Raw genomic sequence first — 21,124 nt, 5'->3', positions numbered from 1 at the left:
CTGTCGAGCGTGACGAGCGCCACGTCGTGCGTGCCGACGAGTTCGCGTGCGGCGAGCGTCACGCGGCGCCCCCGGTAAGCGCCGCGAGTTCCGCGCCGTACGTGTCGAGCCCGTCGTGCAGGACCCCACGGTGGTAGTCGCCGAAGGCGTTGACCTCGCAGACGACGTGCCGCCGCCAGTTCGGCGTGACGAGCACGTCCACGCCCGCGTACAGCGAGCCCGGGAAGCACGCGAGGGCCGCCTCGGCGCTCCCGAGCAGGGCCGTCCAGCGCTCCTCCCCGAGCCGGTCGCGCACCTCCGCGACGTCCCCACGGTCTCCGCCGAGGTGCAGGTTGGTCATGCTGCCCCGCCCAAGACGCACCAGCACGTGCCGTGCGCGCCCCGCGATCACGACGACGCGCAGGTCCAGCACCCGCCCGTGGAGGCCCGCCTTCGGCACCCAGCGCTCCACGTGCAGGCCGTGACCGACGAGCGCGTCGATCAGCTCGCGGACGCCGTGCACGCCGCGCACCCTCAGCAGACGGCGTGAGTTGTACAGCTTCACGCCCCCGGCAGAGCGCACCACCTCCACCGTGGTGGTCGCCTGCACGTGCCCGGACGCGAGTTCCAGCGCGACCGCGCCGGACGCGCTCGACCCGTGGGCGAGCTTCACGAACACCCGCGCCCACCCGCGCGAGGCGAGGCCCTCCATGAGCCCGTCGAAGGACGTGACCTCCCCGAGCGCCTCCGGGACGCTCACGCCCGCCGCCGCGAGCCGGGCGTGCGTGACGCGCTTGTCGAACATCGCGAGAGTCCCATTCGTCGTCTGCATGCGCAGGTGCGGGGCGGCGCCCCGCAGCTCACGCTCCACGGCGTCCAGGGCGAGACCCAGCCCGCGGTACCAGGGGCGGGCGGGCAGCAGCTCTCCCCCGGCGAGATCCACGGGGAGGTCCCGCCGGGGCGCGCCGAGACGCAGCAGGGCCGCCTCCGTCTCGGGGTCCTCGCCGGGCGAGTCGAGGCGCACGACGCTGCCCGCGCGCACCTCGTCGCGGAGGCGCACCTGCCCGTGCAGGACGTCGAGGTACGACACGACCCGCGCGGACGGCCAGCCGTGCTCGCGCAGGGTCTGCTGGAACGCCCGCACCCGCCGTGACGCCGGGGGCGCCACGATCAGCACCTCACGCGGCGCGCCCAGACGCGAGGTCACCGGGCGCTCACTCACCGATCGCGACGAAGCGCCAGTCCTCGGTGAGGTCCTGCTGGTCGGAGGCGTCCACGTCGATGCCGAGGCCACGCAGACGCTCCACCGTCTCGTCGCTGCACCAGTGGTGGTGCACGTCGAGCCTGCGCAGACCACGCACGAAGGGACTTTCGAGCAGCGCGCGCGCGCCGTCGTCCGAGAGGGTGCCGAGCGAAAGGTCGAGCACGTCGAGGTGTTCCATGACGGGCGCGTTCGCGACGACCTGCGCGTACTCGTCGGCACGGTCGCTGTCGCGCAGCCCGAGGTAACGCAGCTTCGGGAAGAGCGTGCCGGAAAGCAGCGGCGTGACGTCCTCCGGGGTGGCGGTCGCGCCGTACTCCTCGGCACCGAAGTACAGTTCGAGGTGTTCGAGGTTCGGGAGGTGCGCGTTCATCACCTCACGGACGACGCTCGCGTCGAGCCCGCCGCTCTGGATCACGAGGGTGCGCAGGGAGGGCAGCCGGACACTGCCGAGGCTGAGGTCGTTGCCGCCGCGCACGCCGAGGTGCTCCAGGTCCGGGTAGGCGTTCAGGATCGGCGAGAGGTCCGTCTGGGAGATCCACGAGATCTCGCTCTCCTCGAAGGTGATGTCCCCGATGAAGAGGGCGCGCAGGTTCGGCAGCTCGCCACGCGCGGACACGATGGCCTCCACGACGTCCACGGGCGGGTTGTCCATCACCATTTCCGAATGCCACACGCCCACCACGAGGCCCCGCGTGTCCCGCGCGCCGGGTTGGGAGAGGAACGTCCGGAACTTCTCCACCCAGGAGCGCTCCTCGTCGTAGTCCAGCGCGATGCGGTGAATGTGGGTGGCGGGGTCGGCGAGGGCGTCGCCGGGCTCCCAGGGAAGCACGCGGTAGCCCGCGAAGGTCTCGAGATGGTCACCGATGGTCATGTCGTCTCCGCCCATCACTCTAGGGGATGAGCGGACGCTCCGCGAAGCCTTGTGCGCGGGGAGCGGCGTGGCCCGGGACGTTCACCGTGGGGAGGCCGTCACCCTCGGCCCGTACGCCGCGGCGGCTCCTCCCGCCCGTCTTCACGGCGCTCGGACGGCCGCATCGGCCGTCCGAGCGTCCCGCTTCCGCGCCGGAAACACGAGCCTGCCGTCCGCCTTCGTCAGTGCGTCCTGCCCGGCCGTCGCGTTCTCCCGGGCCTGGAACGCGAGTTGTGAAACCGAGCTTTTGCTCGCATACTGGGGTCTACTCGACAGGAGCTCCCGTGAACGCACCCGACTTTCTCCACGTCCGAGAAGTCCGCACCCGCCACCAGGTCCAGGGCGAGGGCGACCCCGTCGTGCTGCTCCACGGCATCGGACGCAGCCTCGAAGACTGGAGCGACACCCTTCCCGCCCTCGCCGAGCGGCACCGCGTCTACGCGCCCGACCTGATCGGCTTCGGCCTCACCGACAAGCCGGACGTGCCCTACACCCTCGCGGGGCTCGCCCGCTTCGTGAGGCACTACCTCGACGCGGTGAGCGAAACGCGCCCGGTCACCCTGATCGGCAACTCCCTCGGCGGCGCCGTCGCGCAGCAGTTCGCCGTGATGTACCCCGAGCGGACCCGCAAGCTCGTGCTCGTCGGCAGCGCGGGCTTCGGGCAGGACGTCACCCTCGCGCTCCGCATGCTGGCCGTCCCGCGCCTCGGCGAGCGGCTCATGACCCCCGACCCCCGCGGCAGCGCCCGCGTCGTCCGGAGCCTCTTCCACGACCCGAGCTTCGCCACGCCCGAACGCCGCGAGCACGCCCTGCTCCTCGCCACCCAGCCCGACCGGGCCCGCGCCTACCTCGGCGTCGCCCGCTTCCTCGGCGGCTGGCGCGGCGTGCGCCGCGAGTGGCGCGACACCCTCACCCGTCAGCTCGCGGCCCTGCGCCTGCCCACCCTGATCGTCTGGGGCGAGCGCGACCGGATCCTGCCCGCCACGCACCTCGAGTCTGCCCGCCGCGTGTACCCGCACGCCCGCACCCACCTCTTCCCCGACACGGGCCACCTGCCGCAGATCGAACGCGCCGGGGACTTCAACACGCTCGTGACGCGTTTCATCGGAGAACCATGACGCCCTTCACCTTCACGGGCGGCGTCGCCGTCGTGACCGGCGCGGCGAGCGGCATCGGCCGCGCGCTCGCCACCGACCTCGCGCGCCGCGGCAGCCACCTCGCCCTCATCGACCGGGACGAGGCGGGCCTGACCCTCGTCGCGGACGGCCTGCGCGTCCGGCACCCGCACCTCCGCGTCACCACGCACCCCTTCGACCTCACCCTCACCGACGGGATTCCCGACCTCGCCGACGCCGTCCTGCGGGCGCACCGCCGCGTCACCCTGCTGATCAACAACGCGGGCGTCGCGCTCGGCGGCAGCTTCCTCGAGATCACCCTCGAGGAGTTCGAGTGGGTGCAGAGCGTCAACTTCCGCGGCGTCGTCGCGATGTGCAGGGCGTTCCTGCCCGCACTGAGGTCCGAACTGCACCCACACGTCGTGAACGTCTCCAGCCTCTACGGCCTCATCGGCCCGGTCGGGCAGAGCGCGTACGCCGCCAGCAAGTTCGCCGTGCGCGGCTTCAGCGAGGTGCTGAGGCACGAACTCGCCCCCGTGGGCATCGGCGTGACCGTCGTGCATCCCGGCGGGGTGCGCACGAACATCGCCAACAACGCCCGCGTGGGAAGCGGCGTGCGCGCCAGCACGCGGGACGCCGAGGCCGAACGTGAGGTCATGAACCGCCTCCTGCGCCTCCCGCCCGCCGACGCCGCGCGCGTCATCCTGCGGGGCGTGGAGAGAAGAAGCCCCCGCGTCATCGTCGGCAACGACGCCCGAGCGCTCGACCTGCTGGCCCGCATCCTGCCCGGCACGTACTGGACGGTGCTGAGCCGCCTGCTGCCGGGCCGACCCGGGGGAGGGAACCGATCATGAAGCGACGTCAGGCGTTCACACTGGCGGGCATCGCCGTCCTCGCGGGGTTGATCCTCGCGTCGAGACGGACGACCGCCGCCTCCGTTCGCCCACACGCCCCGAGCGACGACGCCCCGCTGGACGTGCTGATCATCGGCGCGGGCCTCTCCGGCATCGGCGCCGCGCGGCACCTGCTGGCCAAGAGTCCGAGCGCGCGCTTCGAGATCCTCGAATCCCGCGGCGCGATCGGCGGGACCTGGGACCTGTTCCGCTACCCCGGCGTCCGCTCCGACTCGGACGTCTACACCCTCGGGTACAGCTTCAAACCGTGGCGGGGCGAGAAGGCCATCGCGGACGGCGAGGACATCCGCCGCTACATCCAGGAGGCGTCCGACGAGGCGGGCGTCACGTCCCGCATCCGCTTCCACCACAAGGTCCGGGCGGCCGCGTGGTCCTCGGCGGAGCAGCTGTGGACCGTCACCGCCGAGACGAGGGACGACCATGGACACACGCGGGAGGTCACCCGCAGGGCCCGCTTCCTGTTCCTGTGCAGCGGCTACTACAGCTACGACGAGGGTCACCGCCCCGACTTCCCCGGCGAGGAGGCCTTCGAGGGGCAGATCGTGCACCCGCAGTTCTGGCCCCCGGACCTCGACTACGCGGGCAGGCGCGTCGTGGTGATCGGCAGTGGCGCCACCGCCGTCACGCTCATCCCGGCCCTCACGGACCGGGCCGCGCACGTCACGATGCTGCAACGTTCCCCGTCGCACGTCGCCGTGCGGCCCCTCGTGGACGAGGCGGCCCTGAAGCTCCGGCGGCTCGCCCCTCCCCACGTCGCGCACACCCTGACCCGCTGGAAGAACGTGCTGACGAGCATCTTCTACTACCAGATCGCGCGCCGCAGACCCGACCTGTTCAACCGGGGCCTCCTGCAGGCCGCCCGGGAGCACGTCGGCGAGACCTTCGACGCGCGGCACTTCACGCCGAGCCACAACCCCTGGGATCAACGGGTGTGCGCGGCACCCGACGGGGACCTGTTCCGGGCGCTGCGGGCGGGCAGGGCGTCCGTCGTGACGGACACCATCGAGACCTTCACCCCGCGCGGCGTCCGCCTCTCCGGCGGGCAGGAACTCCCCGCGGACATCGTCGTGACGGCCACGGGCCTCAAGCTCAACGTGCTGGGCGACATCGAGTTCACGCTCGACGGCGCGGCCCTCGACATCCCACGCCGCCTCGTGTACAAGGGCATGATGCTTTCCGGGGTGCCGAACTTCGCGTACGCCTTCGGGTACACCAACTCCTCGTGGACCCTCAAGGCGGAACTCACGTCGGACTACGTGTGTCGCCTTCTCAACTACATGGACCGTCGTGGCTACACCGCCGTGGCTCCCGTTCCGGACCCCGGCGTGGAGGAACGTCCCCTGCTGGACTTCAATTCCGGGTACGTGACGCGCGCGGCGGCGGCCCTGCCCAAGCAGGGGTCGAGGCGACCCTGGCAGGTGTACCAGAACTACCTGCTCGACAAGTACACCATCCAGTTCACACCGCTGGACGACGGCAGCCTGAGCTTCACCCGACCACAGGCCCGGGTGAGCGGCGCGGGCTGAACGGGACGTCGTCCTGAAGTTCCCGCGGTCCCATACGCACACGCGCGGCCGGAGGAGGGCGTGGCGCCCTCCTCCGGCCCACGATCGGAGGCAGCATGAAACTCCTGCTCACGTCCGCCGGCATCAAGAACCCGAGCATCCACGCGGCGCTGCTCGACCTGCTCGGCAAGCCCATCGCGGACGCCCACGCCCTGTGCATTCCCACGGCGGGATACGGGCACCCGCACACGAACCCCGGGCACGCGTGGCGCTTCATCAGCGGGCTCGAACCCCGCGCCCCCATGACCGAACTGGGGTGGAAGTCCGTCGGCGTGCTCGAACTCACCGCCCTGCCCAGCCTCGGCCCGGAACGCTGGACGCCCTGGGTTCGCGACGCGGACGTCCTGCTCGTCAACGGCGGTGACGCGCTGTACCTGCGTCACTGGATGCGCGCGTCCGGGCTCGCGGACCTGCTCCCGTCGTTGCGTGACACGGTCTGGGTGGGGCTCAGCGCGGGGAGCATGGTGATGACGCCCCGGATCGGCGAGGACTTCGTGGGCTGGACGCCGCCGGACGGGGGTGACGAGGCGCTGGGACTGGTCGAGTTCTCGATCTTTCCGCATCTGGACCACCCGGACCTGCCGTGGAACACCCTGGCCAACGCGAGGCGCTGGGCGGAGGGCCTGTCGGGTCCGGCCTACGCGATCGACGACGAGACCGCCATCAAGGTGACGGACACGAAGGTCGAGGTCGTCTCCGAGGGACGCTGGACGCTCCTGCGGCCCTGATCGCGGGAACCGGACACGACGTGACGCCGCGGTCATCCCCGTTCGTCAGACGTGCATCATGCCGTGCGGCGAGGCTCGGCGCATGCACCGGATCGCCCTGCTGATGAGCCTGCACGCGTTCGTGGGAACCGCCCACGCGTCCGTGCCCGCGTCCGTCCCCCCGTCCCTGATCGGTATCTGGGCGCTCGAACGCCCCGTACCGGCGAAAGGTCCGTCGGGCGCCGTCCCGCGGGTCGAGTTGTTCATCAGCGGCGGCACGCTTCGCGGCACCTACGGCTGCGCGAAATTCACGGGAAGGTTGAGCGCGACGTCGGGCGCGGTGCGGCTCGACGTGCGCGTCTCCGAGCCCGCGCCGAACGAGCGTTGCGCCCTCGCCGCGGACCTGCCGTTCGCGCGCGCGCTCAACGACGTGACGCGATTCGTCGTCACGAGAGACCGCCTGGTGCTGCTCTCGAACGCCGAGAGGTGGACGTTTCGTCGGGTGGGATTCGTGACGCCCGCCAAACCCTGACGGGCGTCGGCGCACCTCGGGCGGCCCTCCCCTCCTCCCGGACGAGGTCCCGTAGGATGTGCGTGAAACGCGTCGCGACGTGTAGAGCGCTCAGACCCGCCAGTCCCTCCTGCTCCCTCGTCCACGGTACGTGGGTGGGGCGCGGACACCGTACAGGGAGGTGCGGGCGCTGATCGGGAAAGCCGTGCGGTCGTCTGACGGGCGTGAGAGGTACGTGGCCTTCTGGCCCCGGTTCGTCGGTGCGCTGGCTGTGTCCAGCGGCTGGAGAGGGCGAGCGTCACCTTCACGAAGTAATTGTTGCTTACACACATAAGCAACAGTTGGTCCGATCAGGGGTCCAGATCGTGAGCATCCAGTGAGGTCACGGGATCGACGCCAGGGCCCCTCGTCATCGTTCCGCGGGTTCCGCCGGGCCACTCCCGACCTCCGTCATCGACGCGCCGATGGTGGCCCGTCACCGTCGCCTGCACCCGCCTGCCCGGACGCCCTCAATCGTCACGCCCTGACTGGATCGCGAGGAGTCCCCGTATCGCCTCCACCATGATCGGCGCTGGTGAACGGTGCGTGACGAGCCAGTCCAGAATCGCGGCTGCCGCCGCCACGTTGCGCGTGTAGCCCGGGCAGAACGTCGCGATGGGTACCTGGGACGCCCAGGACTCCGCGCGCCGGTCCACCACGTAGGGATCGCGCTGCGCGCCGGGCTCCGTACTCAGCGCGTGAAGGCACAGCAGACGGTCCACCGCGTACACCTGGATGAAGCGCATGGCCGTGAGGTGCTCGCCGCGACGCTCCCGAAGAAGTCCGACGTACAGGTTCGTGAGCGCCTCGCCGAGGTGAAAGTCGGGGGAGTCGTGCCCCCAGCCTGTCGCGACGGGCCGCGTCCGGACGGCGCTCCAGTCCCGGGCGGGGTCGCGTGACCAGATCACCCGCATGGAGGGCTCGGAGATCCCGGCGAGGTCCTGCTCCGTGAAGACCGCGTACTCGCAGAACACACCGTCGTCGAAGAGCACCTTGCGTCCGACGGGACTGTTCTCGAAGTCGTAGGCGACCGGCGCCGCGTCACGCAGCCAGTCGGGTTCGCGCAGGAACCGCTCGCGGGCGCCTGGTTCCACCACGACGAAGAAATCTAGGTCGGAGTACTCGTCCATGCGGTGCGCGTGCGCGCCGCTGGAACCGAGGCCGAGCAGGGCGAGCGCTCCGGGCCGCCTCGCGATGGACCGGGTGAGGTCGTCCAGTCGTCGGCGCAGCCTCTCCACGTGAGTCGGGCGTCGGTCGTCCGGTGTCGTGTCGGGGGTGGTCATGCGTTCTCCTCTGCCCTGCGAAGCGACGGGGCGGTCCGGATCCCATCCTCCGATGCTCTCTCCCCAACGAAATTATGAAATCCTTCACAAAAAGTACCCCGGTTCGGGGGTGTCGCTCATGCTCATGTTGCTCATAGGATGGGAGTGTCGTTAGATTCCTCACAAAACTTTGTTCTGCTCGTCACCCTCCCCCAGGAGACGTATGAACACACAACGGCAACACGGGTTCGCGCTCGCCCTCGTCCTCAGCCTCATGATCGTCATAGGCCTGCTCGTCACGGCCACCGCCGTCATGAGTGCCTCCGGCCTGCGGGCCACCACCAACGACGCCGCCCGCAGTCAGGCCTTCTTCGCCGCGCAGACCGGGCTCCAGCGAGCCCGAGCGAAGCTCAACAACAGCCTCGTCAGTGGACTGACCGGCGCGCAACTCGTCACCAATCTGGACAGCTACGACAACGTCACCGACGGCGCCTTCAAAGGCACCGTTGACGGCGGCAGCTTCACGGTCACGGCCACCGCCACCACCACGGCCACCGGAGGAACGGTCATCGTCCTCTCCTCCGAGGGAAATGATCCCAACACCGTCGGCAACAGCAAAATCGAAACGCAATACGAGCTCATCGCGCCTCCCACGCTGCCCTCCACCCTCACGATGAACGCTCCGGCGACCCTCACCATCACTTCCAAGTCGAAAGTCACCGGCGACGCTCCGGCAGCAGGCAAGAAGAACAACAAGCCTGCTGCCGGGAACAACTACACCATCACCTGCACGGCTCCCTGCGCCCGTACGGGCTCACCGGCCGAGATGCAGGTGACCTACGCCAAGAGCGGCACGGTCACCGATCTCAAGGCCGGTCAGTACCTCGACATGGGAGACCCCTACGAGACGATCGCCGCGGATGGACAGACCAAGACCGTGGTGACGCCCTACCAGCGGTACTTCGTCAAGAGCGCCACCATGAGCTCGGCCACCCTCGTGCCCATCAACGAATCCGAGACCCGCCAGACGTTCAACTACGACAAGAACTCCAAGACGTGGACGCCCAGCGCGACCGCGTCCGTCGTCACGAACGAGCTCAGCACCACCCCCACCAAGATGTACCTTCGTGACGGCGTCGACTCGATCATCACCTCCGGCCCGCTGGACGGCAACGGTACGGGACTGGCAAGCTGCGCCTCCCCTTACAACTGCAGCGGCAGCACGATAAACCGCAACGACATGTTCAAGTTCGTGTTCGGCGTCGACATCGACGTCCTCAAACAGACCCTCGGCAGCAGTTTCATCAACCCCAGCGACACCGCCGCCTGCACGATGGCCTTCCACTTCACCACGTCGAACAAGATTCCGGCATGCTACTCCAACGATCCACGCGTGGTCGTCATGGACCTGCGCGGTCAGACGGGCACTCAGGTCGTCGATCTGACGGGCTCCACGACGTTCAAGGGCCTCCTCTACGTCATCGCGGACAGCAACGTCAAGATCGCCAACAACGCCTCGTTCGCCGGAGCCCTCGTCCTCGACGTGCCCTCCACCGCCTCCGGCGACGCGAGCGGTACCGGCAACTTCCAGCAATCCGCGGACTGCAGCGAGATCATCCAGGTCAAGACCGGCAACAACTCGAAGGATGAGAAGCCGAAAGCCTGCTACAACGAGGCCTACATCAACACGGCCAAATCCCGCCTCGGCAGCATCACGCTCCCCTCCACGACTGCCCCCACCCTGAAGTGGCTGGCTGAAACCTGGCGCGAGGTGAAGTCGCAATGAACCGTTCGGGCGTCACCCTTCTTCAACTCGTCGTCGTCCTCGGCGTGCTCGCGGTCCTGTTCGCCGTCGGCTTCCCCAGACTCGTCTCCTACGCGAACGCCCAGGTAGTCAGAAACGACATCTACGACCTCACCACGACACTCAATAGCGCTCGCTACCGCGTCCGCAAGGACAATCGGGCCGTCGTCGCGACGTTCACTAGCACACCCCCGAAACTCGTCGTCACACGAGGAACGACGGTGTTGTACTCGGTGTCGCCTAGCGCGTCCAGCCTCAACATCACCTGCCGCGCGGACCTCAAGGTCTGCCCCACCACGTTGGCCTTCCCGATCGACGCGCCCTTCGGCACTAGCACCTACGACTACAAGATCTCCATCACGAGGGGAACACGTAGCGGCGAGGTGTTCGTCGTCGGCCCCGCCATGAACATCACGGTGAAGTAATGAGACACGTAACATCCGGCCTGACCCTCATCGAGATCCTCGTTGCGATCGCCCTCACCTCCGTCGTCGCCCTGATGTCGTACTACCTTCTGCCCGCCGTCAGCATCAATACCAAGGCCAAGTCGCGATTCGAAGCGTCCTAGGCCATATAGTAGTACTTCGAACGCAAGAGCAGCGACTGGCGGACCGTCGCCAATTACGGAAGGCTGGAGAGCACGACCGCGTTCGACCTTCCGGCGGACGTGCCCGGCTTCACCTGGACCCTCAAGGCCTGCCGTGTCAATCTCACCTCTTACGCCTGCGAGAACAGCGTGACGTACACCAAGACGAACTTCACCTCCGCCACTCTGACCGCGTGGAATGCCAACACCGGCCTGAGCGGTACGGCGCAGGCGCAGCTTGTCCGGCTCGATCTGACGTACACGGCAGATTCGGGAACGACGAACAGGACCACCACCTCCACCATCGAGCTCGCCCGGGGAGGCATGTGAAGCGCTCCGGATTTACCCTCCTCGAACTGCTCGTGTCCATGGCCATCTTCAGCATCATCGGCCTCGTCCTCGTGCAGATATTCAGCTCGTCGGGACGCCTCGCGAAGCAGGCCACGGTGTATTCGGGCAACCTGCAGGATCTTCAGGCAGCCGCGAACATCGTGGCGGACGACGTGCGCCGTGCGACGGACATTCGGGACGAGGGCGAGACCCATCCCTTCGCGTCCATCGCGCCCGGCATACCGACGAACACGGGACAGTACCTGCTCCTGACGGCGACACCGAAACCCAGCGAATCGGACTGCACGACGGCGTACGTTCTAAACGGGTACTACCTCACCGCGCGAAAGAACTTCACGACCCCCTCCAGCATCGTCACCGACTACCTGCTCCTGACGAGCGGCGGGACGGCCAACGACGACAATTACGTGCTGATGAAGCTCGAAGGGTGTGCCTCGAAGTCAAGCACGACCTGGGTGTATTCCGATGTCCGGCTGCGCTTCGTCGCCGACAACCTCACCCCCGCGACCTTCACGTACACGGACGCGCCCAGCGGTCTACCGAGCGGCATCACCGTGTCGTTCGCCTCGGAGCGCATCGTCCGCGGAAGCACGGTACGTGTGCCGCCGAGCGGTCTGGTGAAGGTGACGGGCGTCGCCCGCAACATCCAATAGCGAACGATCGAGGCGTCCCCCGACACATGTCGGGGGACGCCTTCGTCGCCGGGACTTCGGCCGTTCTGCAACCTGCTTCGATCTACACTCGAACCGTGCCTCCTCATGCCGAGCACGCTCCTCCCCGTCTCGACCCACATGCGCTCCTCGCGTCCGTCGTGACGTTCCTCACGCCCGTCCCGCTCCCCGTCACGCTCGACACGGAGTGGAGTGCCCGTGAAGCCTGGGCGACCGTCCGCCCCGTCCTCGCGGAGCTGGGTGTCACCCTGCGCCTCACGAGCGTCTGGACCGAGGGGTTGTACGCCTCGGGGCGCCGCAACCACTGGTCGTTCGCTTTCGACCTCGTCGAGGTGCGCGCGGTCGGGTCGGCGCAGCTCTCGTTGCGGCAGGAGGAGCCGGGCGGAAGCGTCCACGCCGCCGTGGGGGTGAACCTTCGTCCCTGGATCACGCCGGGGAGCGTCGCGCACGTCCTCGCGGAGGGAGGCGCCGTTCCCGCGTCGGTCGTGGAGCTGATGAACCGCGCCGTTCCCGGTCTCGGTGAGGGCGTGCTCGACCTCGATCGACAGGGCGGTTTCTCCTGGTCGGAACTGTCGCGTCGGTGGAGCGAGCGGCCCGGCCTGCCACAGGCCTGGCCGGACTCGACGACCGCGTACGAGGCGTTCCGTCGCAAGGGCGTGGACTTCGAGGCGGACGCGGAGGACAAGACGGAACTGACCGCCCGGATCGGTCCCAGCGGCGTGCCGGGCTGGGAGTTGCTCCCGTCGTTTCCGGCACGGCGCTTTCTGTCCTTCGACGACCTCGCGCGCGCTGACGACGGTTGAGTGCCGCACGGGCAGCGTTCCTTCACGCGTTGCCCCGGCAGTTCACACTGGCCTCCGCGAAGATGTTCCCATGAGCGACCAGCATCCGGAGGAACGCCGGGGAGCCCGGTGGGAGGACGGCGAGATCATCGAGCGTGGCCCCGGCACGCACGACGCGACGCAGGCGCCCCTGGAGCGCCCCGATCCGACCGAGGCACCCCTGCCCGCCGACGACGAGGAGCGCCTCGGCGTGGACCGGGCGGAAGGTTGACCCTCGGCACGGGACGGTCGGGTCAGAGCAGGACCCGCCACACGAGGAGCAGTCGCATGCCGGCGGTGAAGTGGAGGCGTCCGTCCCGGGGAAGTGACGTGACGACCTACCGACGAGGGTGGGCCAACCCGCGCCGGGGAACGCTGCAACCCGGAGGCTGGGAGGGTTCGTCGAAGGTCACGAGAGCGACCGTGACGCCCGTGGGTGAGGAGGTCCAGCCGTGCCATGGTTGTCGGAAGAACAGGGCCACGGTCAGAGACACGACGATCAGGCCAGAACAGCGGCCTGATCGGGGAGTGTCTCGTCCCAGGGCACGGCCTCGGACTCCTGCGTCGTCAGGAAGGTGAAGGCGACACGCTCGACGCTGCCGGACCTTCTGGCGGAGTTCTGGCGTGACGGGCGACTGCCTGGCGCCCGCGTTCCCGTACTGGGTACGGCAGGATTCCGTACTGGGGACGGTAGCGCCCTGTTGGGCCGACCTTCCCGGGACCTGCTGCGGTCTGGGCTGGAATACCGGTATTCCAGAGGTACGAGGGGAGGTGTCTGGAATACCGGTATTCCAGATGCCCGATTCGCCGGATGCGTGTTCTGAGCGCGGTCCAGCCACGGTCGGGGGCGCCGTCGATCAGGGATGAAGCAGCCGTTCGAGCTCGTCCAGCAGTTCGGAGAATCGAGCCTGTCGTTCCGGCGTCAGTGCGCCATCCACGCGTGCGGCGATACGCTTGAGTCGACGCGCGGACACCCGAGCGGACGCACTGGAGGGTCTGAGCTGTGCCCCCTGGTCCAGCCAGACCTTGAATTCCTCGCGTGTCCGCCACCCCGTCGGCAGTCGCAGGAAGTCGAGGGCGGCGTCGTGCAGGGAGGGGTCCGCTCGACCGACGGCCACGGCCAGCGAGTAGGGCAGCCCCCGACGGACTTCCTCCTGTAGTCGCTCCGGCAGTCGATAGACCGACAGGCGGTTGGTCAAAAATGACTCCCAGGTCATGCCCGTCACGTCAGCGATCGTCGAGGCGATCTCGAGATGAGCCGCGTCCGACAGGGCTCCGTCGGTACGCCGGGCCGACCGCATCTCGTCGAGGACACGCCGTACGGACACGACCGGATCACCGGGCAGCCCCAACTGCAACGCGAGCAGACGAACGACGCCTTCCGTCTGCTCGAACAGGTTCGTGTCGGCACGCTTGAGGTTCTCGTCGAGCAGGGCGCGTACGGCCTGGGCATCGTCGTACTCACGCACGATGGCGGGAATGGCTCCACGTCCCAGCCGTCGGAAGGCCTCGAGTCGGCGGTGTCCCAGGACCACCTCGTACGTTCCCGCCTGCAGCGGACGGACCGTGATGGGCTGGTACAACTCCTGCGCGGCGATGCTGCGCGCGAGCGCGTCGAGACGGGCGTCGTCGAGATGGTAACGGTACTGGTAGGGGCTCTGCCGGATGTCGCCGAGGGGAATCCAGAACGCGACGACGTCCTCCGGGGCGTCGAGCGCGTCGCGGGCCACGCGTTCGAGATGTTCGGTGTCCACGCGGATCGCCGTGGCGGACTGACCGACGGTGGAACGACGACCGGCGAGGCGGGCGCGTTTACCCGACACGCGCCGTCACCTCTTCGAGGACGCGGCGTAACTCGAGCGTGCTGCTGCTGTTCGGTTCGCAGAGAACGAGCGGTACGCCGAGCCGGGGTGCCTGATTGAACCGTTCCGCTTCGCTGACGTAGGCGTCGAGCAGGAAGGGGGCCAGAGCAGGTCGGCCCATGATGGTCTCCCTGATCTCGTTGTGCATGATCGTGCGGGGATTGCCGTAGTTCATCACGAGGCCCGCGACACGGAGGTAGGGGTTGAATTCGAGGTACTGCTCCACGAGCACCATGAGTCGATCGAGACCGTCGAGACCAAGATCGCTCTTGGCGAAGGGGGACACGACGTGATGCGAGGCCATCAGGGCGTTGCGGGTCAACGATCCGAGGTTGGGCGGCGTGTCGATCCACACCTCGTCGATCGGAACGTCCAGTTCGCGCAGGGCGTCGAGCGCTTCGCGAAGTGCATATTCGACCGGCTTGGTGCGGTGGAAGTTCGCCCGTTCGAGGTCGGCGAGGTCGTTGTGTGCGGGCACGAGCCAGACGCGTGAGAGCGGTTCGTGTTCCTCCGCGTGCGGGATGGGCTGCATGAGGTCCGTCCAGAGGGTACGCCAGCGGTCCATCCGCCCGGGGTGGGCGCGGGGCAACCGCAGTTCCTCGTCGAGGAGCTGGACGGTGGTTCGGTCCGGATCGACGGGCATGTGGAGCAGGGTCGCGAGGTGACCCTGCGGGTCGAGATCGACGAGCAGCACGCGTTTGCCCTGGGCTGCGCGCAGGACGGCCAGATTCACGGTGAAGGTGCTCTTTCCGGCTCCGCCCTTGGCGTTGGCGACCACGAACACGTGGGGTCCGTTGACGGCGCCGGTGTACTCGAGCCAGTCGCGGCCACGGATGCGCCACTGGTTGCCCACGCGGTAGCCGCGCAGTTCGCCGGTCTCCAGTTTGCGTGTGAGGGTGCGCTCGCTCACCTGAAAGCCCTGCGCGAGTTCGCGCAGGGTGTACATTCGACTCGCCTCGATCTCCACGTGCTCATCATGACATTCCGGACCTCATCGTGCAAAGGCGTGTCTGAGCTGTCAGCCGAGGTTCCTGATGAAGGATGACGGAAAGCATGTCTTCGATCAGTCCAGCGCTCCGAGCATCGCCCGCGCCGTTTCCGCGACCTGCTGCCGCACGCTGAGCGGCTTGCCGAGCGCGGCGCGCTTGAGATCCTCCAGGGTGGTTCTGGGGAGCCGTTGCAACTCGACGGAGGTCAGCTTGAGGAGCACCGCGACGGTCCGCGCAAGATCCTGATCGCTCTGAGGCAGCAACTCCTCCTGGGCTTCTCCGGGGGTTGGGCGTACGGCGCGCGCCTGCGGCGTCAGGTCGAGCGCGCGGGCCGGACCCGTGCCCTCCGGCCAGGCGTACTTGCCCGTGGTGTAATTGCGGACGACGTCGTGCACGAATCCCGCGACGCTGCGTGGACGGTATCCGCTGGTCATCAGCGCGCGCACGAGGGACAGGGCGTCTTCCAGGTATTCCTCGTGGTCGAGGACGAGCCGTTCCGCCACGGGCTTCGTGACCTTGAAGCCCAGCAGCAGGTCCACGAGCCGGGCGTCCGGTTCGCGCGCGGCCTCGCCGAAGACGAAGTTGAAGCGTCGCGCGCGACCACGCCCCTCGGCGTCCATGCTCTTGAGGTAACCCACCTCGACGAGGTCCCTGCCCACTCGATCCACGACACGTCGGATCTCGTCGGTGCGGTCGGTCACCAGGCCGAACAGGTCACGCAGTTCCATGATGCCGATGTCGAGGGTCTGTGCGCGTTCCTGTGGCGAGTCTGGGTTCACGCGGCGACTGTCGAGCGCGCGGTAGGCGTGTCGACTGGTCGGGTCCAGGCTTCGGACGAGCCTGAGGTCGACCGGTTTGAGGTAGCCCTCTCGGATGCTGTTGGCGACTGCGGCGGGCAGTTTGACAACCAGGCGACGCGGGTTGAGCTGGTCGGCCTCGTCTCCGTCATAGGCGAGATCGTCGATCAGGTTGAAGGTCACGGTCAGCCAGCGTCTGGTGCTTTTCTGACGCCACGAATCCTTGATCCAGTAGGTCGTCGAGCGCATCCGATCGAGGCTTTCACGAACCGCGGAGCGGTTGCGTCCGGTATCGCTCAGGTTGCACAGCTTGAGCAGTGCGTACGTCGACAGGACGACCGTGTTGGAGTCGGGACAGCCCTGGGCGATGAACTCCTCCTGCAGGCCCAGCATGACGTCGTTGTCGATCCCGTGCGGCACGCCGAAGTCCTCCGGGGCACGGCAGCGGATCTCGCGAGGAAGGCCGTCACGGTCGAAGCGCCTGACCCAACCGTTGGTGTTGGGCGGGATCTGACGTTGGATGCAGATCAACCCGTTGCCGACGAGGTTGAGTTCCTCACGCAGTTCGCGCCGTTCCAGGTTCGTTCCGCTCACTCGACCTCCAGTCCGTCCTCCCAGTGTACCCATGTCGGCGCGCGCTGCAACCTGGACCTTCGTGATTGTTGTCGTTCTGTTTGTAGTTTGTTTTAAAAGAAGAAAAGAATTGATGTCAACATCAAGGGCGGGGGCTATTCGCGTGTCACACGCTGTGAACGGGGGAGTTTCCCGCACTCGGACCGGTAAAATCGCCCTGATTTCCCGTACTCGGATCGGTATTTTTGACGGAATTTCCCGTACTCGGATCGGTATCGCCCTCTTCAAACCCCGTACTCGGATCGGTATTTTTGACGGAATTTCCCGTACTCGGATCGGTATGTCCGACGGAGAAACCCGCACTGGGTACGGTACGATTTTCTCGAAATCCCGCACTCGGACCGGTATTTTTTGGGGGTTTTCCCGCACTCGGACCGGTATCGGGGCCTGATTTCCCGCACTCGGACCGGTAGTGGAAAAAACTTCGTCTCAGACGGCATTTTCGCCTCTTTCCCGTACTCGGACCGGTATCCGTTCCGAATCCGATTCGATGGGATGGCGTACTTTCCCGCGCTCGGTACGGTATCGTCCCTGACCCACCGAGCAACGGCGGTCGTCCTCGAAAGGCGAACACGGCCTCCACCGATCCTCGTGCGTCATGCGCCGTCCCACCTTCCGCGAACATGCCGACCGGCTCCCCCGACGGATACCCGTCGGGGGAGCCGGTCGGCTCCGGGAGAGATGCCGAGGCGCGGTTCAGGCTCGGGGCAAAACGCGGTGAGACGACGAGGTCATCCTCATCCGCGTTCTGACCTCAGGCACTCAATACAGCGGATGACCCGCGTCCGCGAGGAGCCGTTCGAGCGTGTCCTTCGCGCGGCGCAGCAGGGCGGCGTCGTCCGCCTGAAAGAAGATCTTGTGGGGGCGATTGCCCTTGCGTCTGGGAACGTCCCACTCGACACCCTGGAGTTCAGGGTCGTCACGCAGGGCAGTCAGGGCGGCCTTGAAGGCCTTGTCGGGAACGCTGGCCGGAACGGCCATGTCGTCTCGCATCGGTTCACCTCGGAACAATCGCGGCCGTGCCACGCGGAGAGGGCGGAACTTCCGGAAAGAAGCGTGTGAACGTCAACCTAGCAGACCATGCCTGCCACTCGCCAGCCAGAGGTGGCCCCCGACCACGTCCAAGCACGTCCATGGGCCCTGGAATCCCTCGCGCGGGGCAGGGGCCCTCCACGACCTCAGGCCACGCGTTCCTCGTCAGGATCGGCCTCGTCCGCGTGTCTGCGAAGCGCGTCCGCGAGCGCCTCGGCAGCCTCGTAATCGAGATGAGCGACCTGACTGCTCCACGAGAGCCGCACCACCCCGTCGGCGGGTACGTCCACCTGCACGCCGCCCACGCTTCCGGGCACCTCATCGTGCGTGGCCCGTTCGAGCATCCCCGCGAGCGCCCGGGCCACGGTCACGCTGACCGTCTGCGGGCCGAGCAGGACCTTGCGCGGGGGGAGCGGCGCCACCCGGACGCTCTCGTCTCGCGCCTCGGCCGTCGGGAAGCGGCGCGCCTGCGCGTGAGCGGTATCCGGCGCGCCGACGAACAGCACCTCGCCCCGTTCGTACAGAACGGCGGACGCGATCACGGTTTCGGGCATGTCCTCAGTATCGGCGTTGATGGTCCTCTTCGAGCTTGATCGTGAGTTCACGCCCGCGTCGTCACCTTCGACTCACGCTCGCAGGGCGGACCGTTCCCGTTTCATTCACGTTTCGCCCTGTCCGGTCACCCAACAAGGCGGGACCGTCACGGCGACCCGCTCGCCACCTCTTCTGCCCAGCACAGCCCCTTCACGAAGGCCACGCCACGTCGATGGGAGCCCGCCAAAGGGCCCATGGGTCTCGATGGGTCAATCCGGACCCAGACGCACGTCCGAGCGGCCACGCTCCCCGGCCTCGTACCGCCTCGCGGCCGCGCGAGCCAGAGCCCAGCCCCCCAGCGCCGCGGGCGCGCTGCGTGAGCGGCTGCCCCACTCACGCACGCTCAGACCATGTTGCCGGGCAAGCGCGTCGAGGCGGTTCAGCACGCCTTCGAGCACCGTGCGGTCGTGCTCGGGCAGGGCTCTACGCGGGGTCCGTCCACGCAGGGTCGCCGCGTGCTCGTCGACGCCGAGCAGATCGAGGAACCCGGCGCGCTCCCTCACCGCGAGCCCGGCCCACCAGGCGACCACCTCTGGGGGCGCCGCGACGCCCGACAACGAGGCCGGAAGTCGGACCTCGTCGGGCGGGCAGAGCGGACAGGCCCGCAGACGAGGGTGGGCGGCCTCGCCACGACCGACGAGCGCGGCGAACGCCGCCGTGCCCTCGAACCGGGGGACGACGTGCCCGCACACCAGCACCTCGGTGTCGCCACTGACGCCCAGCACCCGACGGTGCGCTCCGACGAGGATCACGAGGGGATCCTACCGCCTGGCGCGCCCGTTCGTGCAACTTCCTGAGGTTGCCTGCTGTTCGCGCGGACAGGAGGAGCTCACTCTGCCCGGGGCCCAGCGGACCCTCCCGACGAAGCAGACGCCGCGTGGAGTGGCCCTGGAAGCCTTCCACGCGTGGGTCCAGAGCGCTGAAAGGGTGAGGTCCCGAGCGGTCGCCCGTGACATGCTGAGGACGTGCGAAGCCGCTTTCTGCGTCTGCTGCGCCTGAAGTTCCCTCTGGGCGGGCGAACCGACCCCGAGCCGCTCTGGGCGCCCGTCCTCGGCATCCTCGTGATCCTCGCGCTGCAGCTCACGCTCGCCGATCGTTTCACCCTCGGGCCGACGTGGCTCGCGCCGCTCCTGGAGCTGGCGCTGCTCGCTCCGCGCAGCGTGTCCGCGTGGCGGCACACGCTGCGCGAGACCAGCGCCCGGCATTACGGCAACGTCGTGCTGATCGCCCTGATCAACGCGTTCAACCTCGTGTCGCTCGCGCTGCTGGTGCGCTCGCTGCTGCGCGGCGGCACGCAGGCCGGGCCGGAACTGCTGCTCGACGCGGTGACCCTGTGGGTCACGAACGTCATCGGTTTCGCGCTGTGGTACTGGGAGGTGGACCGGGGCGGCCCGTGGCGGCGTCGCCTGAAGGTCCCGAGGCGTCCCGACTTCCTGTTCCCGCAGATGACCCTTCAGGACCCGCACGACGTCGACTGGCGGCCCGATTTCGGCGACTACCTCTTCGTGGCGTTCACGAACGCGGCGGCGTTCTCGCCCACGGACACCCTGCCGCTCACGGGTCGCGTCAAGATGCTGATGATGACGCAGGCCTTCATCTCGCTGCTCACGGTCGCCATCGTCGCGTCGCGCGCCGTGAACATCCTTCGCTGAAGCGTCGACCTCCCGGCGCCCAACGGCGTAGCATGTGGGCGTGCGACTGCTGGTGCTGGAGGACGAACCCGTGATTCGCGCGGCGCTCGCCGCGAACCTGCGCGAGTCGGGCTACGCCGTCGACGAGGCGCCCGACGCCTCCACGGCGGCGAGCCTCGCGCGGTCCTTTCCGTACGACGCGTACGTCGTGGACGTCCGCCTGCCCGAGGGGGACGGCGCGGGCCTCGACTTCGTGCGGGACCTGCGCGAGAACGGCCTGCTCGCGCCCGCGCTGTTCCTCACCGCGCGTGACGCCGTCGAGGACCGCATCCTCGGGCTCGACGCGGGCGGCGACGACTACCTCGTCAAGCCCTTCCACGTCGGCGAGGTCCACGCGCGCCTGCGCGCCCTGCTGCGCCGGGGCCGCGCCGAGGCGCGCTCCACGCTGGAGTGGCGCGACCTGCGCTTCGACTGGACGAGCCGCGCCGTGTACCGCGCGGGCGCGCGCGTCGCGCTGACCGCCAAGGAGTTCGGGCTGATCGAGGTGCTCGCGTCGCACCCGGGGCGGGTGTACAGCCGCTCGGACCTCATCGACCGGGTGTGGGACGGCGCGTTCGACGCGGAGAGCAACGTCGTCGAGACGTACGTCCGCAACGTGCGCCGCAAGCTCGGCGACGACGTGATCCGCACGCAGCGCGGTCTCGGCTACCACTTCCCGGAAGAGTGACGGGCGCCCCGTGACCTTGCGTCTGCGGCTCGTCGCGCTCTGCGCGGGCCTGACCCTCGTGACGGTCCTGACGCTCACCGCCGTGGTGGGCGTGCAGCTGTGGCGGGCGGAGGTCCGCGCGGTGAACGACGAGGTCGTCTCCCGCGTGGACGCGCTCGCCTCGCTCGACCGGCGCTCGCCGAACGCGCTGTCGGGCGCGGTGGACGACCTGCTCACGGACGAGGAGGGCGTGTTCAGGGTGGTGGTGCTGCGCGCGGGCCGCGTCGTGTACGCCTCCGACGACCTCGACGCGCCGCTCGACCCGGCCTTCGTCCCCGAGGACGCCCTGCGGGGTGCGCGGCGGGTCGGCGACGCGTTCGT

Annotated in this window: 24 protein-coding genes; 15 read left to right on the top strand and 9 right to left on the bottom strand. The window is 68.3% G+C overall.

All coding sequences use genetic code 11. The annotated features are described in order from the left end of the window. Positions 1–58: 58 nt before the first annotated feature. Positions 59–1,186, bottom strand: coding sequence for an STM4014 family protein (locus tag DEIPI_RS0115195; protein ID WP_052351755.1), 1,128 nt, complete (start codon positions 1,184–1,186; stop codon positions 59–61). 7 nt (positions 1,187–1,193) lie between these two features. Next, a complete protein-coding gene (locus tag DEIPI_RS0115190; RefSeq protein ID WP_027482332.1) occupies positions 1,194–2,114 on the bottom strand; it encodes an STM4015 family protein in 921 nt (306 codons plus the stop codon). 323 nt (positions 2,115–2,437) lie between these two features. Here DEIPI_RS0115190 and DEIPI_RS0115185 point away from each other — a divergent pair, with 323 nt between their 5' ends. The 5 genes from DEIPI_RS0115185 (at position 2,438) to DEIPI_RS0115165 (ending at position 6,986) form a co-directional block, all read left to right on the top strand. After that, positions 2,438–3,271, top strand: a complete 834-nt coding sequence (locus DEIPI_RS0115185; protein ID WP_027482331.1) for an alpha/beta fold hydrolase — start codon at positions 2,438–2,440, stop codon at positions 3,269–3,271. After that, positions 3,268–4,122: an SDR family NAD(P)-dependent oxidoreductase gene (locus DEIPI_RS0115180; protein WP_027482330.1), complete on the top strand. Its 855-nt coding sequence runs from the start codon at positions 3,268–3,270 to the stop codon at positions 4,120–4,122. The genes DEIPI_RS0115185 and DEIPI_RS0115180 overlap by 4 nt, the downstream gene beginning before the upstream one ends. Beyond that, a complete protein-coding gene (locus tag DEIPI_RS0115175) occupies positions 4,119–5,708 on the top strand; it encodes a flavin-containing monooxygenase (RefSeq protein WP_084474339.1) in 1,590 nt (529 codons plus the stop codon). Before DEIPI_RS0115180 ends, DEIPI_RS0115175 begins: the two co-directional genes overlap by 4 nt. Positions 5,709–5,803: 95 nt before the next feature. Then, on the top strand, positions 5,804–6,475 hold the full coding sequence (locus tag DEIPI_RS0115170) for a Type 1 glutamine amidotransferase-like domain-containing protein (RefSeq protein WP_027482328.1): 672 nt from the start codon (positions 5,804–5,806) through the stop codon (positions 6,473–6,475). An 82-nt stretch (positions 6,476–6,557) separates the two neighbouring features. Then, entirely contained in the window at positions 6,558–6,986 is a 429-nt protein-coding gene (locus DEIPI_RS0115165) for an META domain-containing protein (protein ID WP_027482327.1), read from the top strand. A 488-nt stretch (positions 6,987–7,474) separates the two neighbouring features. Here DEIPI_RS0115165 and DEIPI_RS0115160 read toward each other — a convergent pair whose 3' ends face one another. Then, the gene (locus DEIPI_RS0115160) at positions 7,475–8,287 is read right to left on the bottom strand and encodes a hypothetical protein (protein ID WP_045234429.1); all 813 of its coding nucleotides are present in this window, start codon (positions 8,285–8,287) and stop codon (positions 7,475–7,477) included. 202 nt (positions 8,288–8,489) lie between these two features. On the opposite strand from DEIPI_RS0115160, the gene DEIPI_RS0115155 reads away from it, so the two are divergent. The 7 genes from DEIPI_RS0115155 to DEIPI_RS0115125 all read left to right on the top strand — a co-directional run bounded on the left by DEIPI_RS0115155 (position 8,490) and on the right by DEIPI_RS0115125 (position 12,731). Next, positions 8,490–10,052: a pilus assembly PilX family protein gene (locus tag DEIPI_RS0115155; protein ID WP_027482325.1), complete on the top strand. Its 1,563-nt coding sequence runs from the start codon at positions 8,490–8,492 to the stop codon at positions 10,050–10,052. After that, entirely contained in the window at positions 10,049–10,495 is a 447-nt protein-coding gene (locus DEIPI_RS0115150) for a hypothetical protein (RefSeq protein ID WP_027482324.1), read from the top strand. The genes DEIPI_RS0115155 and DEIPI_RS0115150 overlap by 4 nt, the downstream gene beginning before the upstream one ends. Next, positions 10,495–10,638: a PulJ/GspJ family protein gene (locus DEIPI_RS37905; RefSeq protein WP_157463692.1), complete on the top strand. Its 144-nt coding sequence runs from the start codon at positions 10,495–10,497 to the stop codon at positions 10,636–10,638. The genes DEIPI_RS0115150 and DEIPI_RS37905 overlap by 1 nt, the downstream gene beginning before the upstream one ends. 99 nt (positions 10,639–10,737) lie before the next feature. Then, a complete protein-coding gene (locus DEIPI_RS37900) occupies positions 10,738–10,986 on the top strand; it encodes a hypothetical protein (RefSeq protein WP_027482323.1) in 249 nt (82 codons plus the stop codon). Further along, a complete protein-coding gene (locus DEIPI_RS40020) occupies positions 10,983–11,660 on the top strand; it encodes a prepilin-type N-terminal cleavage/methylation domain-containing protein (protein ID WP_027482322.1) in 678 nt (225 codons plus the stop codon). The genes DEIPI_RS37900 and DEIPI_RS40020 overlap by 4 nt, the downstream gene beginning before the upstream one ends. 95 nt (positions 11,661–11,755) lie before the next feature. Next, positions 11,756–12,481 (top strand): hypothetical protein, encoded by a 726-nt coding sequence (locus tag DEIPI_RS0115130; protein ID WP_157463691.1) that lies wholly within the window; start codon positions 11,756–11,758, stop codon positions 12,479–12,481. 70 nt (positions 12,482–12,551) lie between these two features. Continuing rightward, positions 12,552–12,731: a hypothetical protein gene (locus DEIPI_RS0115125; protein ID WP_027482320.1), complete on the top strand. Its 180-nt coding sequence runs from the start codon at positions 12,552–12,554 to the stop codon at positions 12,729–12,731. A 625-nt stretch (positions 12,732–13,356) separates the two neighbouring features. Here DEIPI_RS0115125 and DEIPI_RS0115120 read toward each other — a convergent pair. From DEIPI_RS0115120 to DEIPI_RS0115095, 6 genes are all read right to left on the bottom strand, one after another. Then, positions 13,357–14,322, bottom strand: coding sequence for a ParB/RepB/Spo0J family partition protein (locus tag DEIPI_RS0115120; RefSeq protein ID WP_027482319.1), 966 nt, complete (start codon positions 14,320–14,322; stop codon positions 13,357–13,359). Continuing rightward, a complete protein-coding gene (locus tag DEIPI_RS0115115; protein ID WP_157463690.1) occupies positions 14,312–15,328 on the bottom strand; it encodes an AAA family ATPase in 1,017 nt (338 codons plus the stop codon). The genes DEIPI_RS0115120 and DEIPI_RS0115115 overlap by 11 nt, the downstream gene beginning before the upstream one ends. A 96-nt stretch (positions 15,329–15,424) precedes the next feature. Beyond that, entirely contained in the window at positions 15,425–16,741 is a 1,317-nt protein-coding gene (locus DEIPI_RS0115110) for a replication initiator protein A (RefSeq protein ID WP_027482317.1), read from the bottom strand. A gap of 801 nt (positions 16,742–17,542) precedes the next feature. Beyond that, a complete protein-coding gene (locus DEIPI_RS0115105) occupies positions 17,543–17,773 on the bottom strand; it encodes a hypothetical protein (RefSeq protein WP_045234427.1) in 231 nt (76 codons plus the stop codon). A 185-nt stretch (positions 17,774–17,958) separates the two neighbouring features. Continuing rightward, on the bottom strand, positions 17,959–18,366 hold the full coding sequence (locus DEIPI_RS0115100; RefSeq protein ID WP_027482315.1) for a hypothetical protein: 408 nt from the start codon (positions 18,364–18,366) through the stop codon (positions 17,959–17,961). 249 nt (positions 18,367–18,615) lie between these two features. Continuing rightward, positions 18,616–19,158, bottom strand: a complete 543-nt coding sequence (locus DEIPI_RS0115095; RefSeq protein WP_027482314.1) for a hypothetical protein — start codon at positions 19,156–19,158, stop codon at positions 18,616–18,618. A gap of 213 nt (positions 19,159–19,371) precedes the next feature. Between DEIPI_RS0115095 and DEIPI_RS31505 the strand changes: the two genes are divergently transcribed. From DEIPI_RS31505 to DEIPI_RS40015, 3 genes are all read left to right on the top strand, one after another. Continuing rightward, positions 19,372–20,058, top strand: coding sequence for a hypothetical protein (locus DEIPI_RS31505; RefSeq protein ID WP_211238303.1), 687 nt, complete (start codon positions 19,372–19,374; stop codon positions 20,056–20,058). A gap of 40 nt (positions 20,059–20,098) precedes the next feature. After that, on the top strand, positions 20,099–20,764 hold the full coding sequence (locus tag DEIPI_RS0115085; protein ID WP_027482313.1) for a response regulator transcription factor: 666 nt from the start codon (positions 20,099–20,101) through the stop codon (positions 20,762–20,764). A 10-nt stretch (positions 20,765–20,774) separates the two neighbouring features. Next, positions 20,775–21,124: hypothetical protein (locus DEIPI_RS40015; protein WP_045234426.1), on the top strand; the 350-nt coding region annotated here is incomplete at its 3' end.

The organism is Deinococcus pimensis DSM 21231 (assembly GCF_000519345.1).
GTDB lineage: Bacteria > Deinococcota > Deinococci > Deinococcales > Deinococcaceae > Deinococcus_A > Deinococcus_A pimensis.
This window is presented reverse-complemented; position numbering and strand designations above follow the sequence as displayed.